At 38.2% G+C, this 20,545-nt stretch carries 20 protein-coding genes; 12 read left to right on the forward strand and 8 right to left on the reverse strand.

Going from position 1 to position 20,545, the window contains the following annotated elements:
• The first annotated feature begins 1 nt into the window (after position 1).
• Entirely contained in the window at positions 2-1,780 is a 1,779-nt protein-coding gene (gene argS, locus R2S10_RS00110; protein WP_316838381.1) for an arginine--tRNA ligase, read from the forward strand.
• Positions 1,781-1,859: 79 nt separating this feature from the next.
• Here argS and R2S10_RS00115 read toward each other — a convergent pair whose 3' ends face one another.
• Together R2S10_RS00115 and R2S10_RS00120 are read right to left on the reverse strand one after the other, a co-directional pair.
• Complete coding sequence (locus R2S10_RS00115; RefSeq protein ID WP_316838382.1) at positions 1,860-2,429, reverse strand: hypothetical protein; 570 nt, start codon at positions 2,427-2,429, stop codon at positions 1,860-1,862.
• A gap of 41 nt (positions 2,430-2,470) precedes the next feature.
• Entirely contained in the window at positions 2,471-3,589 is a 1,119-nt protein-coding gene (locus R2S10_RS00120; protein WP_316838383.1) for an AI-2E family transporter, read from the reverse strand.
• A gap of 177 nt (positions 3,590-3,766) precedes the next feature.
• Between R2S10_RS00120 and mnmE the strand changes: the two genes are divergently transcribed.
• The gene (gene mnmE, locus R2S10_RS00125; protein ID WP_316838384.1) at positions 3,767-5,134 is read left to right on the forward strand and encodes a tRNA uridine-5-carboxymethylaminomethyl(34) synthesis GTPase MnmE; all 1,368 of its coding nucleotides are present in this window, start codon (positions 3,767-3,769) and stop codon (positions 5,132-5,134) included.
• Between the two features lie 212 nt (positions 5,135-5,346).
• Positions 5,347-6,573 carry a glycoside hydrolase family 16 protein gene (locus R2S10_RS00130; RefSeq protein ID WP_316838385.1) on the forward strand — a complete coding sequence of 409 codons (1,227 nt, stop codon included), beginning with the start codon at positions 5,347-5,349 and terminating at the stop codon, positions 6,571-6,573.
• A 111-nt stretch (positions 6,574-6,684) separates the two neighbouring features.
• Here the strand turns inward: R2S10_RS00130 and R2S10_RS00135 are convergent, their stop codons facing one another.
• On the reverse strand, positions 6,685-7,581 hold the full coding sequence (locus R2S10_RS00135) for an AraC family transcriptional regulator (RefSeq protein ID WP_316838386.1): 897 nt from the start codon (positions 7,579-7,581) through the stop codon (positions 6,685-6,687).
• Positions 7,582-7,792: 211 nt separating this feature from the next.
• On the opposite strand from R2S10_RS00135, the gene R2S10_RS00140 reads away from it, so the two are divergent.
• The 3 genes from R2S10_RS00140 (at position 7,793) to R2S10_RS00150 (ending at position 10,017) form a co-directional block, all read left to right on the forward strand.
• Positions 7,793-8,632 carry an MBL fold metallo-hydrolase gene (locus R2S10_RS00140; RefSeq protein WP_316838387.1) on the forward strand — a complete coding sequence of 280 codons (840 nt, stop codon included), beginning with the start codon at positions 7,793-7,795 and terminating at the stop codon, positions 8,630-8,632.
• A 268-nt stretch (positions 8,633-8,900) separates the two neighbouring features.
• A complete protein-coding gene (locus R2S10_RS00145; RefSeq protein WP_316838388.1) occupies positions 8,901-9,449 on the forward strand; it encodes a YceI family protein in 549 nt (182 codons plus the stop codon).
• Positions 9,450-9,723: 274 nt separating this feature from the next.
• A complete protein-coding gene (locus R2S10_RS00150) occupies positions 9,724-10,017 on the forward strand; it encodes a GNAT family N-acetyltransferase (protein WP_316838389.1) in 294 nt (97 codons plus the stop codon).
• Positions 10,018-10,096: 79 nt separating this feature from the next.
• Here the strand turns inward: R2S10_RS00150 and R2S10_RS00155 are convergent, their stop codons facing one another.
• Positions 10,097-10,969, reverse strand: coding sequence for a pirin family protein (locus R2S10_RS00155; protein WP_316838390.1), 873 nt, complete (start codon positions 10,967-10,969; stop codon positions 10,097-10,099).
• Between the two features lie 347 nt (positions 10,970-11,316).
• Between R2S10_RS00155 and R2S10_RS00160 the strand changes: the two genes are divergently transcribed.
• Entirely contained in the window at positions 11,317-13,614 is a 2,298-nt protein-coding gene (locus tag R2S10_RS00160) for a GAF domain-containing protein (RefSeq protein ID WP_316838391.1), read from the forward strand.
• 67 nt (positions 13,615-13,681) lie between these two features.
• Here R2S10_RS00160 and R2S10_RS00165 read toward each other — a convergent pair whose 3' ends face one another.
• On the reverse strand, positions 13,682-14,278 hold the full coding sequence (locus R2S10_RS00165; RefSeq protein ID WP_316838392.1) for an ester cyclase: 597 nt from the start codon (positions 14,276-14,278) through the stop codon (positions 13,682-13,684).
• Positions 14,279-14,599: 321 nt separating this feature from the next.
• On the opposite strand from R2S10_RS00165, the gene R2S10_RS00170 reads away from it, so the two are divergent.
• Entirely contained in the window at positions 14,600-15,688 is a 1,089-nt protein-coding gene (locus R2S10_RS00170) for an NAD(P)-binding domain-containing protein (protein WP_316838393.1), read from the forward strand.
• Between the two features lie 83 nt (positions 15,689-15,771).
• Here the strand turns inward: R2S10_RS00170 and R2S10_RS00175 are convergent, their stop codons facing one another.
• Complete coding sequence (locus R2S10_RS00175; RefSeq protein WP_316838394.1) at positions 15,772-16,215, reverse strand: DUF1579 family protein; 444 nt, start codon at positions 16,213-16,215, stop codon at positions 15,772-15,774.
• 89 nt (positions 16,216-16,304) lie between these two features.
• Entirely contained in the window at positions 16,305-16,490 is a 186-nt protein-coding gene (locus tag R2S10_RS00180; RefSeq protein ID WP_316838395.1) for a hypothetical protein, read from the reverse strand.
• Between the two features lie 186 nt (positions 16,491-16,676).
• On the opposite strand from R2S10_RS00180, the gene R2S10_RS00185 reads away from it, so the two are divergent.
• The 4 genes from R2S10_RS00185 to R2S10_RS00200 all read left to right on the forward strand — a co-directional run bounded on the left by R2S10_RS00185 (position 16,677) and on the right by R2S10_RS00200 (position 19,172).
• Complete coding sequence (locus tag R2S10_RS00185; protein ID WP_316838396.1) at positions 16,677-16,838, forward strand: hypothetical protein; 162 nt, start codon at positions 16,677-16,679, stop codon at positions 16,836-16,838.
• Positions 16,839-16,842: 4 nt separating this feature from the next.
• Entirely contained in the window at positions 16,843-18,084 is a 1,242-nt protein-coding gene (locus R2S10_RS00190) for an MFS transporter (protein WP_316838397.1), read from the forward strand.
• Between the two features lie 57 nt (positions 18,085-18,141).
• On the forward strand, positions 18,142-18,486 hold the full coding sequence (locus R2S10_RS00195) for a hypothetical protein (RefSeq protein WP_316838398.1): 345 nt from the start codon (positions 18,142-18,144) through the stop codon (positions 18,484-18,486).
• A gap of 182 nt (positions 18,487-18,668) precedes the next feature.
• Positions 18,669-19,172, forward strand: a complete 504-nt coding sequence (locus R2S10_RS00200; protein ID WP_316838399.1) for a DinB family protein — start codon at positions 18,669-18,671, stop codon at positions 19,170-19,172.
• Between the two features lie 137 nt (positions 19,173-19,309).
• On the opposite strand, the gene R2S10_RS00205 is transcribed toward R2S10_RS00200, so the two are convergent.
• Complete coding sequence (locus R2S10_RS00205) at positions 19,310-20,524, reverse strand: MFS transporter (RefSeq protein ID WP_316838400.1); 1,215 nt, start codon at positions 20,522-20,524, stop codon at positions 19,310-19,312.
• Positions 20,525-20,545 lie beyond the last annotated feature (21 nt).

Consider the following 20,545-nt stretch of genomic DNA (forward strand, 5'->3'; position numbering starts at 1 on the left):
TATGAATATCGAACAACATATAACTACTGCAACAATCGCTGCAGTAAAGCATTTATACGGTCAGGATCTTCCTGAAAACCAAGTAAGTTTACAAGATACCAGAGCTGAGTTTGAGGGACAAATCACTATAGTGGTGTTTCCAGTCGTACGTTTCTCTAAAAAATCTCCGGAAGTAACGGCTACTGAACTTGGAGAATACCTGGTAGAAAATATTGAAGAAGTTACTGCATTTAATGTGATTAAGGGCTTCCTTAACTTATCAGTTGCAGATAGCTATTGGTTAGGTCTTTTCAATCAAGAGCTTTTGAGCCCTGAATTTGGTAAGGTAGCCTCAAATGGCAAAAAGGTAATGGTAGAGTATTCTTCGCCAAACACCAATAAACCATTACACTTAGGACACGTAAGAAACAACCTTTTAGGTTATTCTGTGGCTGAATTGCTTAAGGCAAGCGGTCATGAGGTGATTAAAGTGAATCTTGTAAATGACCGTGGAATCCATATTTGTAAGTCCATGTTGGCATGGCAGAGATGGGGAAATGGCGAAACTCCTGAAAGTTCTGGCTTAAAAGGGGATCATCTGGTAGGGAAATACTATGTGATCTTTGATAAAGAGTACAAAAAAGAAATTGAGGCCTTAAAAGAAGCGGGTCAGACGGAAGAGGAAGCTAAGAAGAATGCCCCATTGATTTTAGAAGCACAAAAAATGCTTCAGGATTGGGAAGCAGGAGATGATGCGGTGATTACACTTTGGAAAACGATGAACAGTTGGGTTTATGCTGGTTTTGAAGTGAGTTATAAAAACCTTGGTGTTGATTTCGACAAGTACTATTACGAAAGCAATACTTATCTGTTAGGAAAAGGAACGGTTGAAGAAGGTTTGGAAAAAGGCGTGTTCTTTAAGAAACCAGATGGTTCTGTATGGATCGACTTAACTGCTGATGGTTTAGACCAGAAATTGGTTTTACGTGCGGATGGTACTTCGGTATACATCACTCAGGATTTAGGTACTGCTCAAATGAAATATGATGATTTCCATATGGATGAGTCTATTTATGTAGTAGGAAATGAGCAGGATTATCACTTCAAGGTATTGTTCCTGATTTTAGAAAAACTAGGTAAAACCTGGGCTAAAGGCTTACACCATTTGTCGTATGGCATGGTGGATCTGCCAAGTGGCAAGATGAAATCAAGAGAGGGTACGGTTGTAGATGCTGATGATCTTGTTGCAGAGATGATCGAGACCGCGAAACAGAAAACTGAAGCGCTAGGAAAAGTAAATGACTTTAGCGAAGAAGAGAAAAGCGCTTTATATAACAATATTGGCTTAGGTGCTTTAAAGTATTTCCTTTTAAAAGTAGAGCCTAAGAAACGCCTGTTATTTGATCCATCGGAGTCTATCGATTTCCAGGGAAATACAGGTCCGTTTATTCAGTATACTCATGCCCGTATCAAATCTTTGCTAAACAAAGCAGGTTATGATGCTGCAAAAGGTGCTGCTGAAGTAGTCATCACGGATACAGAACGCGAAATGATCATGTTATTGGCTAAATATCCTGCAGAGCTAGTTGCTGCGGCGAAAGTGTTTAGTCCGGCAAGTTTAGCGAACTACCTATATGAGGTGGCGAAGATGTTCAATAAATTCTACCATGAGGTTCCACCGATTGTGAAAGAAGAAGATCAGGCATTGAAACATCACCGTTTAAATCTGAGTGCAGTTACGGCTAGTATTCTTAAATCAGGTATGAAGATTTTAGGAATCACGGTTCCGGAAAGAATGTAATTAAGGTTTCTAACCGCATAAAAAAGGTCCTGAGCGTAATAATAGTTCAGGACCTTTTTCTATTTACATCGTATGGTGTTTAATGCGTTATACTTGACATTTCGTAGGCTTTGTTCATCCGCGGCTGCAAAACCCAAACTCCTATGAATGGATAAATAATAGTCAAATCCAATAGGTTGTAGTCATCACGATTTATAGGGCGTTGTAATTCCACTTCTTTTAAAGTTTTTATCATAAAGTATACGGATTGGAAAAGACAGATGGCCGGATACACCAGGATTAGCCCTATTGCGACGGCTAGCGCAAAGAAACCAGATCCCCCATTTCCTTCGGTCTCCCTGTACAAGGTAATTGCTAAGAGGATGAAGGGCGGGAAGAATGCGAAGCCTACCTTCATTTTGAAATTTTTAATGTTCATCGATACGGTAGCCGGCAATAGTGGGTATAGATTGATGGTACTGAAATATATCCAGCCACAAAATACAGTCAGCAGATAAATTAAAGAGCACAACTCAATCCAATAGCCACTGGTTCCAGGCACTCTAAAGGAGCTGAAGAGATAGGATACTATGTTTGGTGCCAGGAATAAGGTAAATAGTTGCCAGTGTTTTAAATTGAGTATCCAGCGAGCGTTTGTATTCGGTTTCATTTTTTCTTGCAGAATGATGTGTTTAAGCCTGTGTCAGGTGATTATTTTTGAACTCCTGCTGAGGTCGGTACGGTTTTCTTTTTCCTGAAAGAGGCAAAGGTCATCGGGCTTTTTGAAGGTCTTTCATCACCAAATAATACTCCCCATTGCTTAAACATTTCTGTTCTGTCGAAGATCACTTTTAGTACTGCGATGATTGGCATGGACAGGAACATCCCTGATACGCCGGCAATACTTCCACCTATAATGACCCCTAGAATGGCAAAGAATGCGTTAATTTTGACTTTTGAGCCTACGATTCTAGGCATCAGGATATTATTATCCAGAAACTGAACTACGGCAATTACCCCAAGCACAGTGACTACCGGCCATAATTCTGTAGAAGAAGTAAGGGTAAGCAAAACGCCGATAATGTTTCCTATTAATGCACCTACATAAGGAATCAGGTTAAGAATGGCAAATATTACTCCGATCAATAAGGCGTGTTTAATGCCGACAAGCAATAAGATCCCACCTAGTAAAATGGTCATATAGGTGACCTGGATCAATAAGCCTACCAGATAGTTTTTGATGATAGATTCGGTTTCATAAATGGCTTCTTTAACCTTTGGGTGATGATCAGGTTTGAACCACATGAATACAAAGCGAAGTAAAATGTCTTTATAGAACAACATCAGGTAAATATAGATCGGTAATAGACCTACAAATACAAATAGTGAGCTTAAGGTTACTGCGGCACCACTGGCTGCTTTACCACCCATAGCCAGTAAATCATCACTTTTTTCTGTAATGAATTTCATTTGCTCGGTGGTAGATATATGGCTAATGTTGCCGAACCATTCGCTGAGTGTCTTCAAATGAGAGTTCACATTGGCTTTGATCTGGGGGAAGTCGTTTGCCAGAACGCCTATTTGTGCGGAGAAAAACCAGACAATTGAGCCTACGAAAATGACTACTAAAAGAATCGGTAAGATGATGGCCGCTATTTCCGGGAATTTGTATTTTCTTAAGAATCGGAAAACAGGTAGGAGCATAATACTGATGAAGAAGGCCATAATCACGGGCATGATGATGTCTTTTCCAATGACAAGGATGGTTCCTACAAGAACGATTCCGAGGAGTTCAATGGATCTTTTAACGGTTAGGGGCATGTCTTTCATAAGCGTCTGGCTAAATTAATAGATCGCATCAATTCTAAAAGCTCAGAATTGAGCCTGTTTTGATGGATCTGTAAGGATTTAATTGTAGTTTATTTGTTTTTTCAAAAACTAAACACGGTAAGGTATGAAATGTTTGGCTAGTTTTGTAAATAATCAAAACACAGAATATTTCTACTTATGATCAGTAATGAAACTATAGTTGCCTTATCTACTCCTCAAGGAATCGGTGCGATCGGTGTAATTCGTCTTTCAGGTAAGGATGCGATCACGATCACGAACTCCGTTTTTAGTAAGGATTTGCTAAAACAAGATTCCCATACTTTGCACTTTGGCTTGATCAAAGATGGTGATGTGGTGATTGATGAGGTGGTAGTCGCGCTATTTGTAGCTCCAAAGTCTTATACAAAAGAAAATGTGGTAGAAATTAGTTGCCATGGTTCAAATTATATCATTCAGCAGATCATTTCTTTGTTGATTAGAAAAGGTGCTTCGGCAGCGAAACCAGGAGAATTTACTTTAAGGGCATTTTTAAATGGTTCTTTAGATTTATCGCAGGCAGAAGCTGTTGCAGATTTGATTTCTTCGGATTCTCAGGCAGCGCATAGTGTGGCGATGAATCAGCTTCGTGGTGGTTTTAGTACCGAATTGAATGTGTTAAGAGAACAATTGATACATTTTGCTTCGATGATTGAATTGGAACTTGACTTCTCTGAAGAGGATGTGGAGTTTGCAAATAGAGATCAGTTGCAGGAGTTGATCAATAAGATCACATTGGTGATCAATAAATTGATCCGCTCGTTTGAGTTAGGAAACGTGATTAAGGAAGGTATTAATACAGTCATCGCCGGTAGACCAAACGCAGGAAAATCGACTTTGTTAAACGCGTTGTTGAATGAAGATCGTGCGATTGTAAGTGAAATTGCTGGAACTACTCGTGATACGATTGAAGAGGTTTTGAATATCAATGGGATTAATTTCAGATTGATTGATACTGCAGGTATTAGAGAAGCTACGGACACGATTGAAGCGATAGGAGTAGAGAAGACGATGCAGAAGATTAGTCAGTCGGCAGTGTTGGTTTATCTGTTTGATGTAGTAAATCTTTCCGCGACGGAAATCAGAGAGGATATTAAGAGTTTGCATAAACCAGGGATTGCTTTTATCGCAGTTGCGAATAAAATCGATCTTTCCTTTACGGATAGAGTGAAGGAATTAGGTCTTCCTTCAGATATTAACTTTATTTCTATTTCAGCTAAGGAAAATCAACAGATTGAAGAGTTGAAGCAGTTGTTGTATGATACTGCAGTAGGAGATAAGCTTTCTACGAACCATACGATGGTGACTAATATTAGACACGTGGAAGCGTTGCAGAAAACCAGGACGGCCTTGGATAGCGTGGTAAGGGGTTTGACGAATCCGGTTACTTCGGATTTTTTAGCGATGGATATTAAGCAAGCGTTGTATTATTTAGGGGAGATTACTGGACAGGTGACTACGGATGACTTGCTGGAAAATATATTTAGCAAGTTCTGTATCGGCAAGTAAATTGTTGTTTTTTTTCTTGTAGTTTCTTTTAATTGATAATCAGGGTTTTAGTTGTCGGAATTCTTTTCTATACCTTAATTGCTATCTTCGCTACACTCCTATATATCTTTCAATTAAAAAGATATCCACCTGTTCACCCTAAATAGAATAGATGGAAATAACTGTATATTCCCGATGTTAATAGTACAGTATATAAAACAGAAGGTAAGTCAATGATAGCAGATATAGAAATTATCAGATCAGCAACTGAGACCACTCAGCATTTTAATTATAATAAGTCTGCTATTACTCCAATTAATGGTCGTGCACCTAGGCAGCCTTTAACATCACAGAGGCATTTAAAGATCGTAGCCTGGGAAGATGTAGTAAACAAACCTGATCCATCTGTTACTGGATTCCAATATAAATTCAGTCCATCAATAACCTGGGGTGATGAATTTAACTACAGGGGTACGCCTGATCCAAAGAAATGGAATATGAGTACCGGTAATGGATACTATGGCTGGGGTAATCATGAGCTTCAGCATTTCACTGGCAGATCAAAAAATGTGAAAGTGGAAGATGGTAAATTAAAGATTATTGCTTTAAATGAGTCATACAATGGTTTCAATTATACATCAGGAAAAATTGTTTCCAACAAAAAGCAACGTTACGGCAGATATATTATCAAAGCAAAAATGCCATTAGGCGCTGGACTTTGGCCGGCAATTTTTGGGTTCGGCGAGCGTCACAAAGACTATGATCTGAAAACGTGGCCCAATTGCGGCGAATTTGACCTTGTAGAAATTAAAGGACAGAATGATCGTGAAGTAAACTATAATGTACATTCAGCTAAATCCTATGGTGCATCAAATATGGTTACGCTGCGAACTCCTGTTACGCTGAACCAGTTCAACGAATACAGAATCGACTGGACTCCGGATTATATCAAGTGGTACTTTAATGGTATGCTGATGCGGACTTTTACCAACAATGGTAAAGGATATGATGGATGGCCGTTCAATGATTACTTCGATCTAAATATTTGCCTAAGCGTTGGTGGTGATTTTGTTGGGAAGAATATCAATAAAATTGCAATGCCAGCGGTTATGGAAATAGAATATGTTAGATACTATGGCTTGATCAATATGAATAAAAGGAGTCAGTATTTGCAAAATCCAATTCAACCCCATCTTTCCCCTGCATCAGCGCAGATCGTAAAAAGCGGATCGCAAACCTTTACAGTGACAAATGTACCTGCCAATTCAACCGTACATTGGTATGCCTTAGGGAATGACCTGGGAGTTTTTGGATTATCAGGTTCTAAAATTACGATTACCCAAGCCATGTTGCAGGCAGCTGGTTATAAATCAGGGGCATTTTTTGAATTTTTCGTGGATTTTATTGATGCAAATGGAGTATCCAGTAAAGTAACAAGGGGAACTTTAACCATTCAGTAACCGTTAGTCTCAGACCTAGGTTCTTATTTAAAGCTCCACATCAGGATGAAAAAGCCAAGGGGATATTGTTCCAAAGCAAAGAACCATAAAAGTAAAGGATAGACTGTGCCCTTAATTGATATTCTTTGCAGGATTTGTTTCTGGTTTTCTAGGAATGCTAGTCATGCTATTGATGAACTCAGTTGTGGTTTGACCCGTTTGAGTTTTAAAGAATCTCATCAGATGGTTCGGTTCTGAAAAATTAAGTTCGTAAGCTATCTCGTTAATAGTTTTGTTCGAATGAAGAAGCGAGTTTTGTATTTCAAAAAGAAGTCGCTGTTTTATCAATTGAGTAGCTGTAGTGTTGAATTGGGCTTTGACCGCTTTGTTCAGTGAAATTCTGCTGATGCCCAACATTTCAGCATAATCATTGATCCGCTGCAGCTCCTTGATGTGGATCTCTACTAAATTCTTAAGTTGAAAAGCCAGATTATTCCCTGATTTTTTCAAAGAAAGTGTATGTTGTTTTGCATATCGGCGGTTCAGCGTCTGTAGCAGATAGTATAGTAATGAGCGAATAATATGTACACTATCTGTCTCACTAGTCAATAGCTCCATTTTGATCTCTGTCAACAGGTTGCAGTATTTTAGCATTTCATCCTGATCAATATTCATTTTTAAAGGATGTACCAACTGGTAAAAGTACAGTAAGCGGTAAGTGAATAGCTTATCGGCAAAAAAGTCATTTAAAAAGGCTTCTTGAAAAATCAAAGTAGTAACCTGAAGATTGTTGGGATCCAATCTCCAGTTTCGTTTTTGAAACGGTGAAATAAAGATAATCGAACCTGCTTTCAACTCGATTTCTTGCTGGTTTAGAATTAGTATACCCTTTGCTTCTTTAAAAAATAAAATCTCGAAATAGTCAGTATCAAAAGTACCTGTATCAGTGTAGTCAATATCATTTTCTGTTAACACATTTAACAGGAAGTCGACTCCGCATTCAGTCTTATGAAATTTGATCGTTTTCATGTTTTACTATTAGTACACAAAGTTAGTGAATATTATGATTAATAGCCTTTTACTAATACTGCTAAGACAGTGTGCGATTATCAAAATGGTAGTTATTAGTAGGCGTTTGATACGTTAAAGACAATTCGCTGTTCCGACCTTTGTAATGCACTCATCACTCCAAAAGTCTTATTAAAGGAGCTGGGACATTATTAATATAAAATGTAAATTCATGAAAAAAGTAATTTTAGCAGTAGCACTTACGTTGTCAGCTGCCATATCATTTGGTCAGAGAAATTTGGGTACGAAACCGACTCTCCAGTTAGTTAGAAACGCAACATTAATCATCGAGTATAGCGGAAAAAAGATCTTAGTAGATCCAATGCTGTCTCCAAAAGGAGCAATTGAGTCTTGGGCTGGCATCCAAACAAATCCAACAGTTGATCTGAAACTACCAGTAAATGAAATCGTTAAAAATGTTGATTTGGTATTAGTGACACATACACATGATGACCATTTTGACAAGGCCGCTAGTCAAATCCTGGATAAATCCATTGAACTGTTACACCAACCTGCAGATAAGGAATTCTTCGAAAAGGAAGGTTTTAAAAATGCAGCCGTTTTAGAGGACAATATGCTATGGAAAGATATAAGCATTCATCGGGTAGAGGGGCAGCATGGTAGCGGTGAGGTATTGAAGATGATGGGCAACACGTCCGGCTTTGTATTAAAGGCAAAGAACCAACCGACTGTGTATATTGTTGGAGACGCTATCTGGACAGAAGATATTAAGAAAAATATCAAAAAGTTTGATCCTGACTATATTGTTGTTAATTCCGGAGGAGCGCGTATCCAAGGGTATGAAAATACGCCAATCATCATGGACGAAGCGCAGACAATGGCTTTAATAGGTGAGAGTGGTAAGGCGAAAGTCATAGCTGTACATATGGATGCCCTGGATCATTGTCGGACAACCAGGAACTCTTTAAAGCAGAAAGCTGTCGAATTCAATATAGGAAAAGACAAATTGATAATTCCCCAGGATGGAGAAGTAATCGCCCTTTCCCTTTAAATCTTATTATTTATTTAAGGTTTCGGTAAATGGGCTTTCCATTAAAATATGGTCCAATTCCTTAACCGGTTATGATAAGAGTAAAAGCAAAAATTGAATACTTTTGGTGAGGGGCGGGAGCCTTTTGGAGAAGGAGTAGTCAAAGAAATTCTCTAAAGTGATAACCTAGATTAACTTTATGTCTTAATCTACATTATTGTTTTGGGGAGGGATTCCTAGTAAATTTAGATATCAACGAATAATTTAAAGATGAACTAAATTACAAATTATGACAAACGAATCTACTGATAAAAGCCTTCCGGTAGCAACCTGGAAGAATGACAAGGACCACTCCAGGTTAGGCTTTACCGTGACACACATGATGATTAATGACATTGTTGGTCAGTTTAACACCTTTGAAGTGACCATTACCGCCTCAAAGCCCGATTTCAGCGATGCAAGTATTGAGTTAAGAGCTGATGTAAAATCAGTAGATACAAACTCAGAGATGAGGGATGAGGATTTACGTAGTGCAGATTTTTTTGATGCCGCAAAATATCCAACCATACATTTTAAGAGTACAGCAATAGAAGGGATCATGGAAAATCAATATAAACTTAGCGGGGACATTACAATGCACGGTATCACCAAAGAAATAACAGTTGATTTTATTTATAGAGGAACTGTGCTTAATCCAAATACGAAGAAAACAACAGCAGGGTTCCAGGTACTTACTACATTGAAACGTTCTGATTTTAAAATAGGACTAATATTGCCTTTTGACGGTTTAAAAGATGATGTGCTGATTAAAGCAGACGGTGAATTTCCAAAACAATAATTTGGAATTACCCAAAGGTATTTAGAAGATAAAACTATGGCAACAGATCGCAAGAACTTTCATATACCTTTGCTTTCTGGTCTGCAGAAGGTGTTTTGGTGATTTTTGTCGCTTAGGTAAAAGTGATGGGATTTATGGGCCCGCAACTGATCTGATATATCCGGCAGGAGGGAACATTAAAAAGTTTATTGAGTAGCAGTTGGGCTTTGACATAAATTATGATCCTAACCTGTATACCAATTTTCTTGTTACCCATTGTATAACAAAAATAAATATGATTATGTACGACGTAAAGAACAATGTTAAAAATCTTAGATTAGAAATACATGAGAATGATGAGATCGCATACTTAGAATACCGCTATTACAAAAAAGATATTGCTTTTATGCATACTGTGGTTCCGAAAATATTGGAAGGGAAAGGTATTGCTTCAGCCTTAGCAAAATACGCTTTTGAGTTTGCCAAACAAGAAAAGAAACTAGTGATGGTGTATTGCCCTTTTGTGGGCAGCTATTTAAAAAAACACCCTGAATTGAGGGAGCAATTGGATAAACAGTATTCTAAATAAACATGATATAATATGGAAAAAAACAGACTTTAGGTGTCATTGGGGCAAATGATCAAAAGAAAACATGAAAAAATATTTATTAGTCGGTTAATACACCAAATTTTCCCGTATTAAAATCTTCGATGGCTTGTCTGATCTCTTCTTGTGTATTCATTACAAAAGGGCCATAACTTGCTATGGGTTCATTCAAAGGTTCTCCACTCATGATCAAAACCACGCATTTACTGTTGGCTTTGATATGAATTTCTTCTCCTTCATTTTTAAACAGAACAAAGCCATGTTCAATTATTTGTTCAGCATTCACTTCAATATTTCCATTTACAACTAGTAAAGCCGTGTTGTGTACTGCGGGGATAGTGGTAGAGACCTCTCCAGCTGTATTTAATCTGATGTCGAATAAATTCACCGGACTATAGGTCTTGGCAGGGCCTGTTATTCCATTAAATTCTCCTGCAATCACGTTTACTATTCCCGCGTCATCTGCTAATTCCAGCTTACCCATTTCGCCGGCGGTTAACTCCTGGTAATGAGCTTCAACAAATTTATCTTTTTTAGGGAGATTTATCCATAACTGGACCATTTCAAAAGGGCCACCTTTTTTAGAAAATGTCTCTTCATGGTATTCTTTATGCAAAATCCCATTACCGGCACTCATCCATTGTACATCTCCTGAATGAATAACTCCGGAACCACCCGAGCTGTCATGATGGGCCACAGCTCCTTTGTAAGCAATAGTCACTGTTTCAAAGCCTTTATGAGGATGAACACCCACACCTCTTAAATGATCTGAGGGACCAAAATCATATTCAGCGTTAAAGTCTAACAGTAAAAACGGGCTAATTCTTTGCTGGGAAATACCTGCTCCTGGAATATAATTCACGACCCTGAATCCATCACCAACCATATGCGGTTTTCCTGGATTTGGTGTGATTTTTTCAATTAACTTTTTCATATTGCTTTTCATTTGCTAATTCTTCTTTATCCGGAGTATCGTTGTACTGGTATGTGTTCCTTTCTAAGAAATATATAAACGACTTATTTTGTTTGATTTAACATTGTTAAGTTGTTTAAATTCATGTGTACTGATTTAAGATTCGGAAATCCTGACCTATTTAAATTACAACTAATTTATTGGGAAAACAGACAATAAAAAATAACCTACATTAAATAATTATGTTAATCGATGTTAATGAAAATGGATTTTTCTTAGACAGTTTATGCTATTTTAAAATCTGTAATCCAGTAGTTTAAATCGTAATTGCAAAGGATAAGCCTTATCTTAGCTTAAGAAATTAAGCCATGGCAGGGATCAGGACCGACTTCGAAAGCCCGTTTCAATTGAAATTTTCGTTTGAGTCTGTTATTCAGGAGCTTGAGCAGGCGGCCGAAACGAAAAATGAAGGAAAAGCAGCGTTTAAAAGACAGCTGTTAGAGCGTGTTTTAGCTTTTCCTGAACTAAGGGATGGTATTTCAGATACTGCAATTTTCGAACAACAGGCTCCGCTGATTGCTGAACTTTTGGCTGACTATTTTCCCAGCAGCCTCACATATAATGAAATCAAAGCGATAGCTTTACCTTACAATAGCCTCATTTTTAATCGAACAGAACGTTTTAAATCTATCCTTAAGGAAGCTGGTCAGGAATTTGAATTCAGCATTAGAGATTTTGATAACCGGCAGTTGTATGTCATGAGCTGTTGTATTATTCTGAATAAAATTTATGGTACGAGGCTTGACTTTGGAAAACCGATTTTTTATGATATCCCTACAGCTGAAGGTATTGTGAAGCACTATCGCATTCTATATAATGCTGATTTTCTGGATATTGTTCCCACAGACAAAGCAGTACCCCTCAGTGGTGAGGACATCAATCAGTTAATGGACAATTATGAGGATCTAAGTTTATGGGAAGAAAAATTTCCTCTGGAAAGTTATATTCTAAAGGGGTTTTCAATTATTACCCTTTTTGATGCGACGATAGAAAATGCGGTATCTATTTTCAAAGGAAAATTACTGGATTTTGAATCCGATGCCTTTCAGCAAAGCCTAAGTTCAATTTTCAGTTCTATATTTCGTATCAGTGATCTCCGGATTGGATATGTGATGTTTTGCCATGAGGGAATGGAATTCAATGAATTGACCATGGTCCAGCGTAAATACAGTATTATTCTACCTGGAAAGATCGGCCCGCAGGAAGATTATTTGCTACTGGAGCAGTATTGGAATATGGTATCCGGTCGGCAGTATTTGGCAATTTCCAATGTCGGCGAATTTGTTTTGAAGAATCCTCAGCATTCCATTGAAAAGCATATACTGGATCGTAAATTCGGTAGTTTTATCTTGGCACCGGTAATCAAAAATGGTATTATACTCGGAGTTTTGGAAGTAACATCACCGCAGGTCAGGTTGCTCAACAGCATCAATGCCCGTAAATTAGAAGTGGTGATGCCTTATCTTAGTGATAAGTTGGAAAAGATATCCATTGAAATGGAAAGTAATATCCAGGCACTCATACAGCAGAAGTACACCGCTCTGCATCCAAGCGTACGTTGGAAATTCCGTCAGGCCATTAAACATGAACTCAATGAAATGCCGGGGGAAGGACAAGCTGCTGATCAGGAAATTATCTTTGACAATGTGATCCCTTTTTATGGACAGGTTGATGTAAAGGGATCATCACAATCCAGGAATCTAAGTGTGAAAAAAGATCTTGAACTTCAAATAAATTCGGCTCTTTCACTCATTAATAATATTAGAAAGGATGACCGTACTAAACAGCTTTCTTATTTTTACAAGGAACTCCAGGGATTGATGATTAAAGTTAAAACTCTATTTCAGGCCGATACTGAGCAGCAGATCAATGAATATTTAGACGGTGATATCCGGCCATGGCTTTTGGGCACTCATGGTGGAAATGATTTTGGAGCAATAGAGAATTATGAAGAAGCTCTGGATAAAGAAAAGGGGTCGTTTCATACTTACCGAAGAAAATTCGATCAGACAATTAGCCTGATCAATGGGTATCTTGCCCAGACCCTTGATGATGCACAATCGAATGCCCAGACTATTTTTCCTCATTATTTTGAAAGATTTAAGTCTGATGGTATTGAATATAATCTCTATATCGGACAATCTATTGCACCAAATATAAAATTTAATTCCACCATGTTGTCTGATTTGAGGATCTGGCAGTTAAGAACAATGTGTAAACTTGTCCATATGCATCATTCAAAATTGGTTGAACTTCCTTATCCTTTAGAAGTCAGTTCTCTGATTTTGGTATACAGCACACCTATTTCGATTCGCTTTAGATTGGATGAAAAACGTTTTGACGTAGATGGTACTTATAATGCCCGTTTTGAAATGATCAAAAAAAGAATCGATAAAGCAAACATCAAAAACACTTCAGAAAGGATCGCCCAACCTGAGAAAATTACCATCGTTTATACTTCAGCAGCTGAAGAAAGGGAATACCGTAAGTACATTGGAATTTTACAGCAAGAAAGAAAGCTCTCCTTAATATTGGAAAGTTTTGAGCTCGAAGAATTACAGGATATATCCGGTTTGAGAGCACTTCGAGTAGGGGTTGTCTTTTAGTTGAAACCAGGTTAGCATTTAGTTACTGAGGCATTACTTTTGAATAGGCAGATGCAAATCGCTATAGTCATTTTCCAATGCCAAGTTGGTTCATATAGGTTTGATTGTCCCAAAATAGATATTCTTCGCTCATAGTGCCGTCCTGTTTCCAGATACTCACCGTTGCCATAGGTATTTTGAAAGCTTTGCCGGTTGGCTGAATGAATTTACCATTCCCGATTGGCATCGGTTTAGTAAAAGTACCTTCCATAACGCCTGTAACTGCAGTGATATTTCCCTGTCCTATTTTAATCGGATGTACAGTAATTCTCGTATCAGGGGCATATACAAACATTGCTTCCATATCAGCGATGTGTCGTTTGAGTCCATTGGTAGTATGTCCATCCGGGAAATGAACGATCACATCTTCAGCATGACTTTCATGGAATCTGGGCCAGTCTCTCTTACTGAAAACATTAAAATCCAAAGTGTCAAACGTAGTTAGATTCTTTGCAATCATTGCATTACCTGCTGTTAATTCTTTGATTTGAGCACGTAAAGAGTCAATTTCCGATTTGCTTCCCATATCTGTTCCGTTATTGCTTTGGCAACCGTTGAAACTTAGGGTAAAGCCCAGTACCATTACTACAAGTAGTATGTAGGTCTTGATAATTTTTGTTTTCATATGGTTATTGTATGATGTTTCTAAAATAGAAGAGGATTTATAAAGTTTGATCAAACTTTATGTTAGTGATTATTTGATCTGATATTCAAAAGGTTAACATTTATTTAATCAAAATGTTTTGCTTGTTGCTGTATTACAGGTTCTTAACTTTGATGGGTATGAAAGGACTGGATATCATAATAATTATCACAGCCGAAAATCGGATTCAAATGATGGAAGAAACTTAGGTTTATTTAACATAGATCAATGCGATACTTTAAAAGCTTCCTTAACTTTACCTCAGCATCAGAATTGCCAGAGTAAACCCTATAAATTTAATCTATGATACCTGATAAAAATGTATTTTATAAAGTAGACATTGTCGTGATTGGGGCAGGACAAGCTGGTTTATCAGCAGCCTATAATTTACAAAAAGAGGGAATAAAACCTGGAAAAGGTTTTGTTGTTTTAGATGATGAATTTAGTCCGGGTGGAGCCTGGCAACATCGTTGGGATTCTCTAACACTAAGCAATGTAAACGGCATTAATGACTTACCGGGAATGGCCTTTTCCGATGCAGTAAATACTAAGGAAACAGAATTGCAAGCGAATATTGCAATCCCCAAATATTATGAACAATATGAGAAAGCCTTTGGGCTTCCAGTCATTCGTCCCATAAGAGTGACTGATGTTACTGAGCAAAACGGACGATTTATCATTCGAACAAGTGGAATTCAATTTAGTGCTCGCGGATTGATCAATGCTACCGGTACCTGGAAAACCCCACACTGCCCTAAATATCCCGGTTGGGAAAAATTTAAAGGGAAGCAACTGCACACTGCTGAGTACAAAAATGCTAAAGAATTTATTGGAAAGCATGTGATCGTTGTGGGTGGTGGCATTTCTGCTATTCAATTACTCGGTGAAATTTCATCAGTAACAGAAACTACTTGGGTAGCCCGTCGATCTCCTGATTTTAGACAATATGAATTTTCGCCGGAAATAGGACGTGAAGCTGTAGCTTTAGTAGAGAAAAGAGTAAGAGAGGGCTTGCCACCTGAATCAGTGGTTTCTGTAACAGGCTTGCCCATCACACCTGCTATTGAAGGAATGTTGAATAAAGGAGTTTTAGATCGGAAACCTATGTTCAAAGAAATCATTGAAACTGGCGTTCGATGGGAAGATGGAACTACACTCGATGCTGATGTTATTTTTTGGAATACAGGTTTCCGTCATTCTCTAAATCACCTTGCACCCTTGAAGTTAATAAATGATAAAAATGGAATTGAAATGGCTGGAAAATTAGCCACACAGGTCGCTAAAGATCCGCGTATCCACCTAACCGGCTATGGTCCATCAGCATCAACTGTTGGCGCAAATCGTGCCGGTCGGACTGCAGCAATAGAGTTGATTGAATTTCTTAAATTGTAAAGAGATTTCAGAATTACATCCTTCAATAAATCCATCTAATGAAACTGCTAACGCTAATATCAACTTTCCATATTTTATATGCGTTAGTGTTTTTTGGAGAGCTTGATATCCATTAAATGAGTCCAGATTTTGTTGGCTGTAAATTGCTCCCAGACTCCAGAAAATACATCTTCATTCTCATTAAATCCACCTTTAAAACGTAAATCATCACCACTGAAAGTCCAAAGACCGTCATCAAGTTTTGCAATCATCAAACCAGAGTTACCTTTGTTGTTATAATACTGCATCGTATAATGGTGATTTAATTTATCATAGCCAATGATTTCATGTGTTTTACTATTGTCGGTCCCTATCATTACGTCTGCCGTATGAAGTAGAAAGAAACCGTCTGTTATCCATTCATACCTGTCGGTTCCTTTGATTTTTACTTCAGGATTATTATCAGAAGAGGGGATAAGTGCTGCTGTATTCCAGGTTCCAACGAACTTGTTCAGTTGATGGTAGGCCTGTTCATCTTGTTTATACATGATATTTGATTTATGGCAAGTTACGGTAGTCTTAATTATTTTGTGTTGGGTAGAATTGACAAATGGAGGGGGCAATTAGGACAAGTTCATTAAGCCTTCATTTCAAACATTTCTGTAGTATTAAATAGCAATGCCCAGTCTATTTCAGTTTCTTCATCTGTTACTTTAAAAAGTACCGTGGCGGTGAAATGTGGATGATGCAAGAAGTCGCAGGATTGATTTTGTTCTGCTTTTACAGCTTTATCCAGCTTCCTGAAAAGAATCGGATTGTACAAAGTTGTTTTCTGTGTGATATAACTACCTGTTTTGTAGAGCTATGTGTTGATCAATATATTGGTGGGGGATTGTATAACCCAAAGATAGGGTTTCGCATTAAGTCGTACTAAATTTAGATTCCTGTCCAGCATTTGAAAATAACAGAAACTAACCTGGACAATAAACCTATAAACCAAATAAACATCATGATGACGAGAAAGCGATCTCTTCTTTTTGCAACAACACCATTTGTTGCTACATTCAACACCAGGCCACTATTGGCCAAACCAATACCTTCTACTGGAATTTCCTTAGCTCCGGCGACCTTTAACAACAGTCAGTTTACCCTAAACTTTATCTATCAGTAAGGAAATGACAGTTAAAGAAAATAAAAAAGCATGGCAGTACCTATTAAGTGCTCCGGTGATTGTAGCTGCTCTCGGGTATTTTGTAGATATATACGATCTTTTGCTCTTCGGAATAGTAAGGATACCCAGTTTAACTGATCTGGGATTGAATGAGGCCGAAATATCAATTGAAGGAGCCAGTATTTTAAATTGGCAAATGAGCGGACTGCTCCTGGGTGGAATTTTATGGGGCGTTTTAGGCGATAAAAAGGGAAGGCTCTCCGTTTTATTCGGCTCTATCATTACTTATTCGATAGCCAATTTTGCCTGTGGTTTTGTACAGGATGTGACCGTGTATAAAATACTTCGCTTTGTTGCTGGAATTGGTTTAGCTGGAGAGCTTGGCGCAGGGATTACGCTGGTATCAGAAAGCCTGCCGAAAAAGTTAAGGGGAATTGGCACCTCTGTAGTAGCAGGAGTAGGGCTCCTGGGCGCAGTAGCTGCATACTTTACGGTAGAACTTTTTAGCTGGCGCTATGCTTACTTTGCCGGTGGAGGCCTGGGTATTTTACTGTTATTCTTAAGGATAGGTGTTTTTGAGTCAGGTATGTTTAAAAATATGGCCGAAAAAGGGGACTTGAAAAAGGGCGATTTCTTATCGTTTTTCACTAATGCCAGACGCTTAAAACTTTATGTAAAATGCATAGGAATCGGCCTGCCTACCTGGTATGTAATCGGTATTCTAGCCACCTTCAGTAATGAATTTGGCCTGGCCCTGGGAATTACAGAGGAGGTTAAACCAGGACTTGCAGTAATGTGGTGTTACATAGGGCTTGCAGCGGGTGATCTGCTAAGTGGTGTATTCAGTTACTACCTCTCCTCGCGAAAAAAGGCGGTGGCCATCATGATGCTTTTTACCCTCCTGGGAACGATAGTTTACCTGTATGCAGGCATTCAGACTGCAAAAGGGCTTTACATGATGTGTCTTTGGCTAGGCTTTGGTATAGGCTATTGGGCTATGTTTGTGACCATCGGAGCAGAACAGTTTGGGACAAATGTACGTGCCACTGCCGCTACCACGATTCCAAATATGGTACGTGGTACGGTCATACTGATGACCACTTTTTATGCTTATCTCAAACCTCATGTGCTGGAGCTGGATGCCGCTGCGCTTTTGGGATTGATTTGTTTTGGCATAGGATTTTATTGCATCCTTACTGTTCCCGAAACACACGATAAGGATCTTGATTTTACTGAACCAGAGTAAGTTCGATAACGGGGCTTGCTTAAAATTAGGAACATATGAATAATAAAATGTTTGGGTATGATAAATAAAGAGGAATATCTGGAGATGTTAGAAAAAAAAGAAGTAGAAATCAGGATGGAGCAGAAAATTAATAAAAATCATGCTGGTGGAAGAGGGATACTAGAACTGCTAATAGAAAATGCTACTGACCGGTTGGTTAATCCAATAAAGTGTTTTTTAGAATTCGAAACTTCCTATCAAAAAATACCGTTTACATCAGCAGATGATATTACGGTCACTTTTTTTGTAGAAAAATATTCTATGAAGCAGTTAAAATCAGTCATAAATCTGGGTAGTAGGAGCCTAAAGCTGCTAAACAGGATATTATGGAATGCTGGTTACGATTTATTGAGGGAGAGTTAGGATAAGAGTAAGGTTGTTCTATTTAGGGTATTTAAATTGCCCGTTGTAATGTGTTGGTTACCATTAATCTACTTATAAATAGGTGTGAATTGCAATGTCGCGCTAAGCATGTTTTTTAATTGATTCCAGGATGAACCTACTGAAATATTCCTTATTTTTATATTGAATTAATTACTAGAAAAATGATGAAACAAGCATTAATTGGTGAATTCCTGCATGAAGCAGAAAACACAAGAAAGTTATTATCAATGATTCCGGACAGTGCATTAGAATACCGTCCGCAGCCACATCTTTGGTCGGTAGGTCAACTAGCTTCGCATATTGCCGAAGTATACAACTGGTATGAACCTACATTTAACCAGGATGATTTTGATATGGGATCTTATAAATATGACAAAGGTGATATTAGCAAGGCATCTAATATCCTGGGAAAGTTTGAAGAAAATGTTGCGAATGCAAAGAATGTAATTGAAAACTCTAATGAATCGCAGTATATGAATCATTGGACAATGTCGGCAGGAGGCAATCCAATTATGCCCTCAATGCCGAAGATTCAGGTGATCAGGGGATTTCTTTATAATCATTTGTATCATCATCGTGGAGAGCTTGTCTCACACCTTAGGGCAACAGGAAATAAAGTCCCATCTATGTACGGCCCTAATTATGAGGAGTCTCAGCGTTCCTAAATCTTGTTAAAACAAGGCTGATATTTACAATACAACAGAATTCAAGTTTAAAGAGCTGTTTTTCAATGAGGAGAACGGCTCTTTTTCTTATGATATCTATCAAGTGGCCTTTCAAGCGCTAATCAGTAGCTAGCATTTTATGATTCAATAATCACCGGAATTAGATTTTTCTTCCTCATCAATTTCAGGATAAGGAAGAAAATAACTACAAATACCAGCCCTGCTATTGCCTCTGCAGTTAGCATATACCGACTGCCGAATTTATCATGTGTCCATCCGTTAAATGTAGTCATATACACTACCGGTAAATTGCCCAAAGAGGACAATAAGGAATATTTAGTGGCTACATGTTTTTTGCCAATTACAAAAAATATAATGGCGGTGAAAGCTGTGTACATCAATCCTGTACAAAGCCCATAAGTGAGTACGCCTACAATATAAGTGGCTGGATGATAAGGAAATACAGCTATTAAAATAGTAAACAATGCGCAAACCACACCACTACCTAAATAGGCATTCCAAACACCATATCGGTCAGTAATAAAACCACCTGCTATACAACCTATGGCACTCACACCGCCACACAATAAACCTGTTACAAGTACAACGGTATTAGCATCAGTATTCCAGTCCTTTGCCACCGCCGACCATAAATTTGCCATAGCTCCTGTCCCAATCGGCATAACAATAAGTATCATTACAAATAAGGCTACAGGTAATTTTATCATGGATAAAATATCTTTACCCATTACTTTTATTTCCTGCAGCATTGATTTCTCTTTTAAATGCTGGATATCTTTAATAAGCAGCATAACCATTGCAAATAATAGGGATGCAAGGCACAAAACAATACCCGTTAGTGGGAGATTATAATGCGTTGCAAGCCACAAACCAGCACCTCCGCCCAGACCCGTAGCAGCAAGATTACCGGCCTGATACCATCCTGAAGCTTCTCCTTTTTTAACATCTCTGATACGCTTTCCCATAAAGCCATTAATAGGCAATAAGGTAATGGTAGCGGCCACTTGAGATATAAAGACAATTACTGAAAGTAAAGCGACTTCTTTTAGGCTAAAGGGAATAAAACAGAGCAACAATAATGAAGCTAGGCTAGCCAATAAACTTATCCAATACCATTTATGTAAACTAAGTGATAAATCTACTATTGGTCCCCAAACGAAACGCGATAAGTTAGCTGAAAGCCCTAAGGCAACAATGCTTGCTGTGAGTGCTACAGGAAAGCCGTTTTGCGTCAGTAAAAAAGGCAATGCCACCGTTACAAAGCCTTGACTGATACCCATAGGCATGATAAGGAAAAACATATAGAACGGCCTTGTATATTGCTGCTGCATTTTTAGGTTCTGATAAAGGCA

This window comes from Pedobacter gandavensis (assembly GCF_032678745.1).
GTDB classification, from domain to species: Bacteria; Bacteroidota; Bacteroidia; order Sphingobacteriales; family Sphingobacteriaceae; genus Pedobacter; species Pedobacter gandavensis_C.

Excerpts from the sequence above, each read along its gene's own strand:
- argS (WP_316838381.1), top strand. The coding sequence starts at position 2 with ATGAATATCGAACAACATATAACTACTGCAACAATCGCTGCAGTAAAG.
- R2S10_RS00115 (WP_316838382.1), bottom strand. The coding sequence starts at position 2,429 with ATGAAACCGAATACAAACGCTCGCTGGATACTCAATTTAAAACACTGG.
- R2S10_RS00120 (WP_316838383.1), bottom strand. The coding sequence starts at position 3,589 with ATGAAAGACATGCCCCTAACCGTTAAAAGATCCATTGAACTCCTCGGA.
- mnmE (WP_316838384.1), top strand. The coding sequence starts at position 3,767 with ATGATCAGTAATGAAACTATAGTTGCCTTATCTACTCCTCAAGGAATC.
- R2S10_RS00130 (WP_316838385.1), top strand. The coding sequence starts at position 5,347 with ATGATAGCAGATATAGAAATTATCAGATCAGCAACTGAGACCACTCAG.
- R2S10_RS00135 (WP_316838386.1), bottom strand. The coding sequence starts at position 7,581 with ATGAAAACGATCAAATTTCATAAGACTGAATGCGGAGTCGACTTCCTG.
- R2S10_RS00140 (WP_316838387.1), top strand. The coding sequence starts at position 7,793 with ATGAAAAAAGTAATTTTAGCAGTAGCACTTACGTTGTCAGCTGCCATA.
- R2S10_RS00145 (WP_316838388.1), top strand. The coding sequence starts at position 8,901 with ATGACAAACGAATCTACTGATAAAAGCCTTCCGGTAGCAACCTGGAAG.
- R2S10_RS00150 (WP_316838389.1), top strand. The coding sequence starts at position 9,724 with ATGATTATGTACGACGTAAAGAACAATGTTAAAAATCTTAGATTAGAA.
- R2S10_RS00155 (WP_316838390.1), bottom strand. The coding sequence starts at position 10,969 with ATGAAAAAGTTAATTGAAAAAATCACACCAAATCCAGGAAAACCGCAT.
- R2S10_RS00160 (WP_316838391.1), top strand. The coding sequence starts at position 11,317 with ATGGCAGGGATCAGGACCGACTTCGAAAGCCCGTTTCAATTGAAATTT.
- R2S10_RS00165 (WP_316838392.1), bottom strand. The coding sequence starts at position 14,278 with ATGAAAACAAAAATTATCAAGACCTACATACTACTTGTAGTAATGGTA.
- R2S10_RS00170 (WP_316838393.1), top strand. The coding sequence starts at position 14,600 with ATGATACCTGATAAAAATGTATTTTATAAAGTAGACATTGTCGTGATT.
- R2S10_RS00175 (WP_316838394.1), bottom strand. The coding sequence starts at position 16,215 with ATGTATAAACAAGATGAACAGGCCTACCATCAACTGAACAAGTTCGTT.
- R2S10_RS00185 (WP_316838396.1), top strand. The coding sequence starts at position 16,677 with ATGATGACGAGAAAGCGATCTCTTCTTTTTGCAACAACACCATTTGTT.
- R2S10_RS00190 (WP_316838397.1), top strand. The coding sequence starts at position 16,843 with ATGACAGTTAAAGAAAATAAAAAAGCATGGCAGTACCTATTAAGTGCT.
- R2S10_RS00195 (WP_316838398.1), top strand. The coding sequence starts at position 18,142 with ATGATAAATAAAGAGGAATATCTGGAGATGTTAGAAAAAAAAGAAGTA.
- R2S10_RS00200 (WP_316838399.1), top strand. The coding sequence starts at position 18,669 with ATGATGAAACAAGCATTAATTGGTGAATTCCTGCATGAAGCAGAAAAC.
- R2S10_RS00205 (WP_316838400.1), bottom strand. The coding sequence starts at position 20,524 with ATGCAGCAGCAATATACAAGGCCGTTCTATATGTTTTTCCTTATCATG.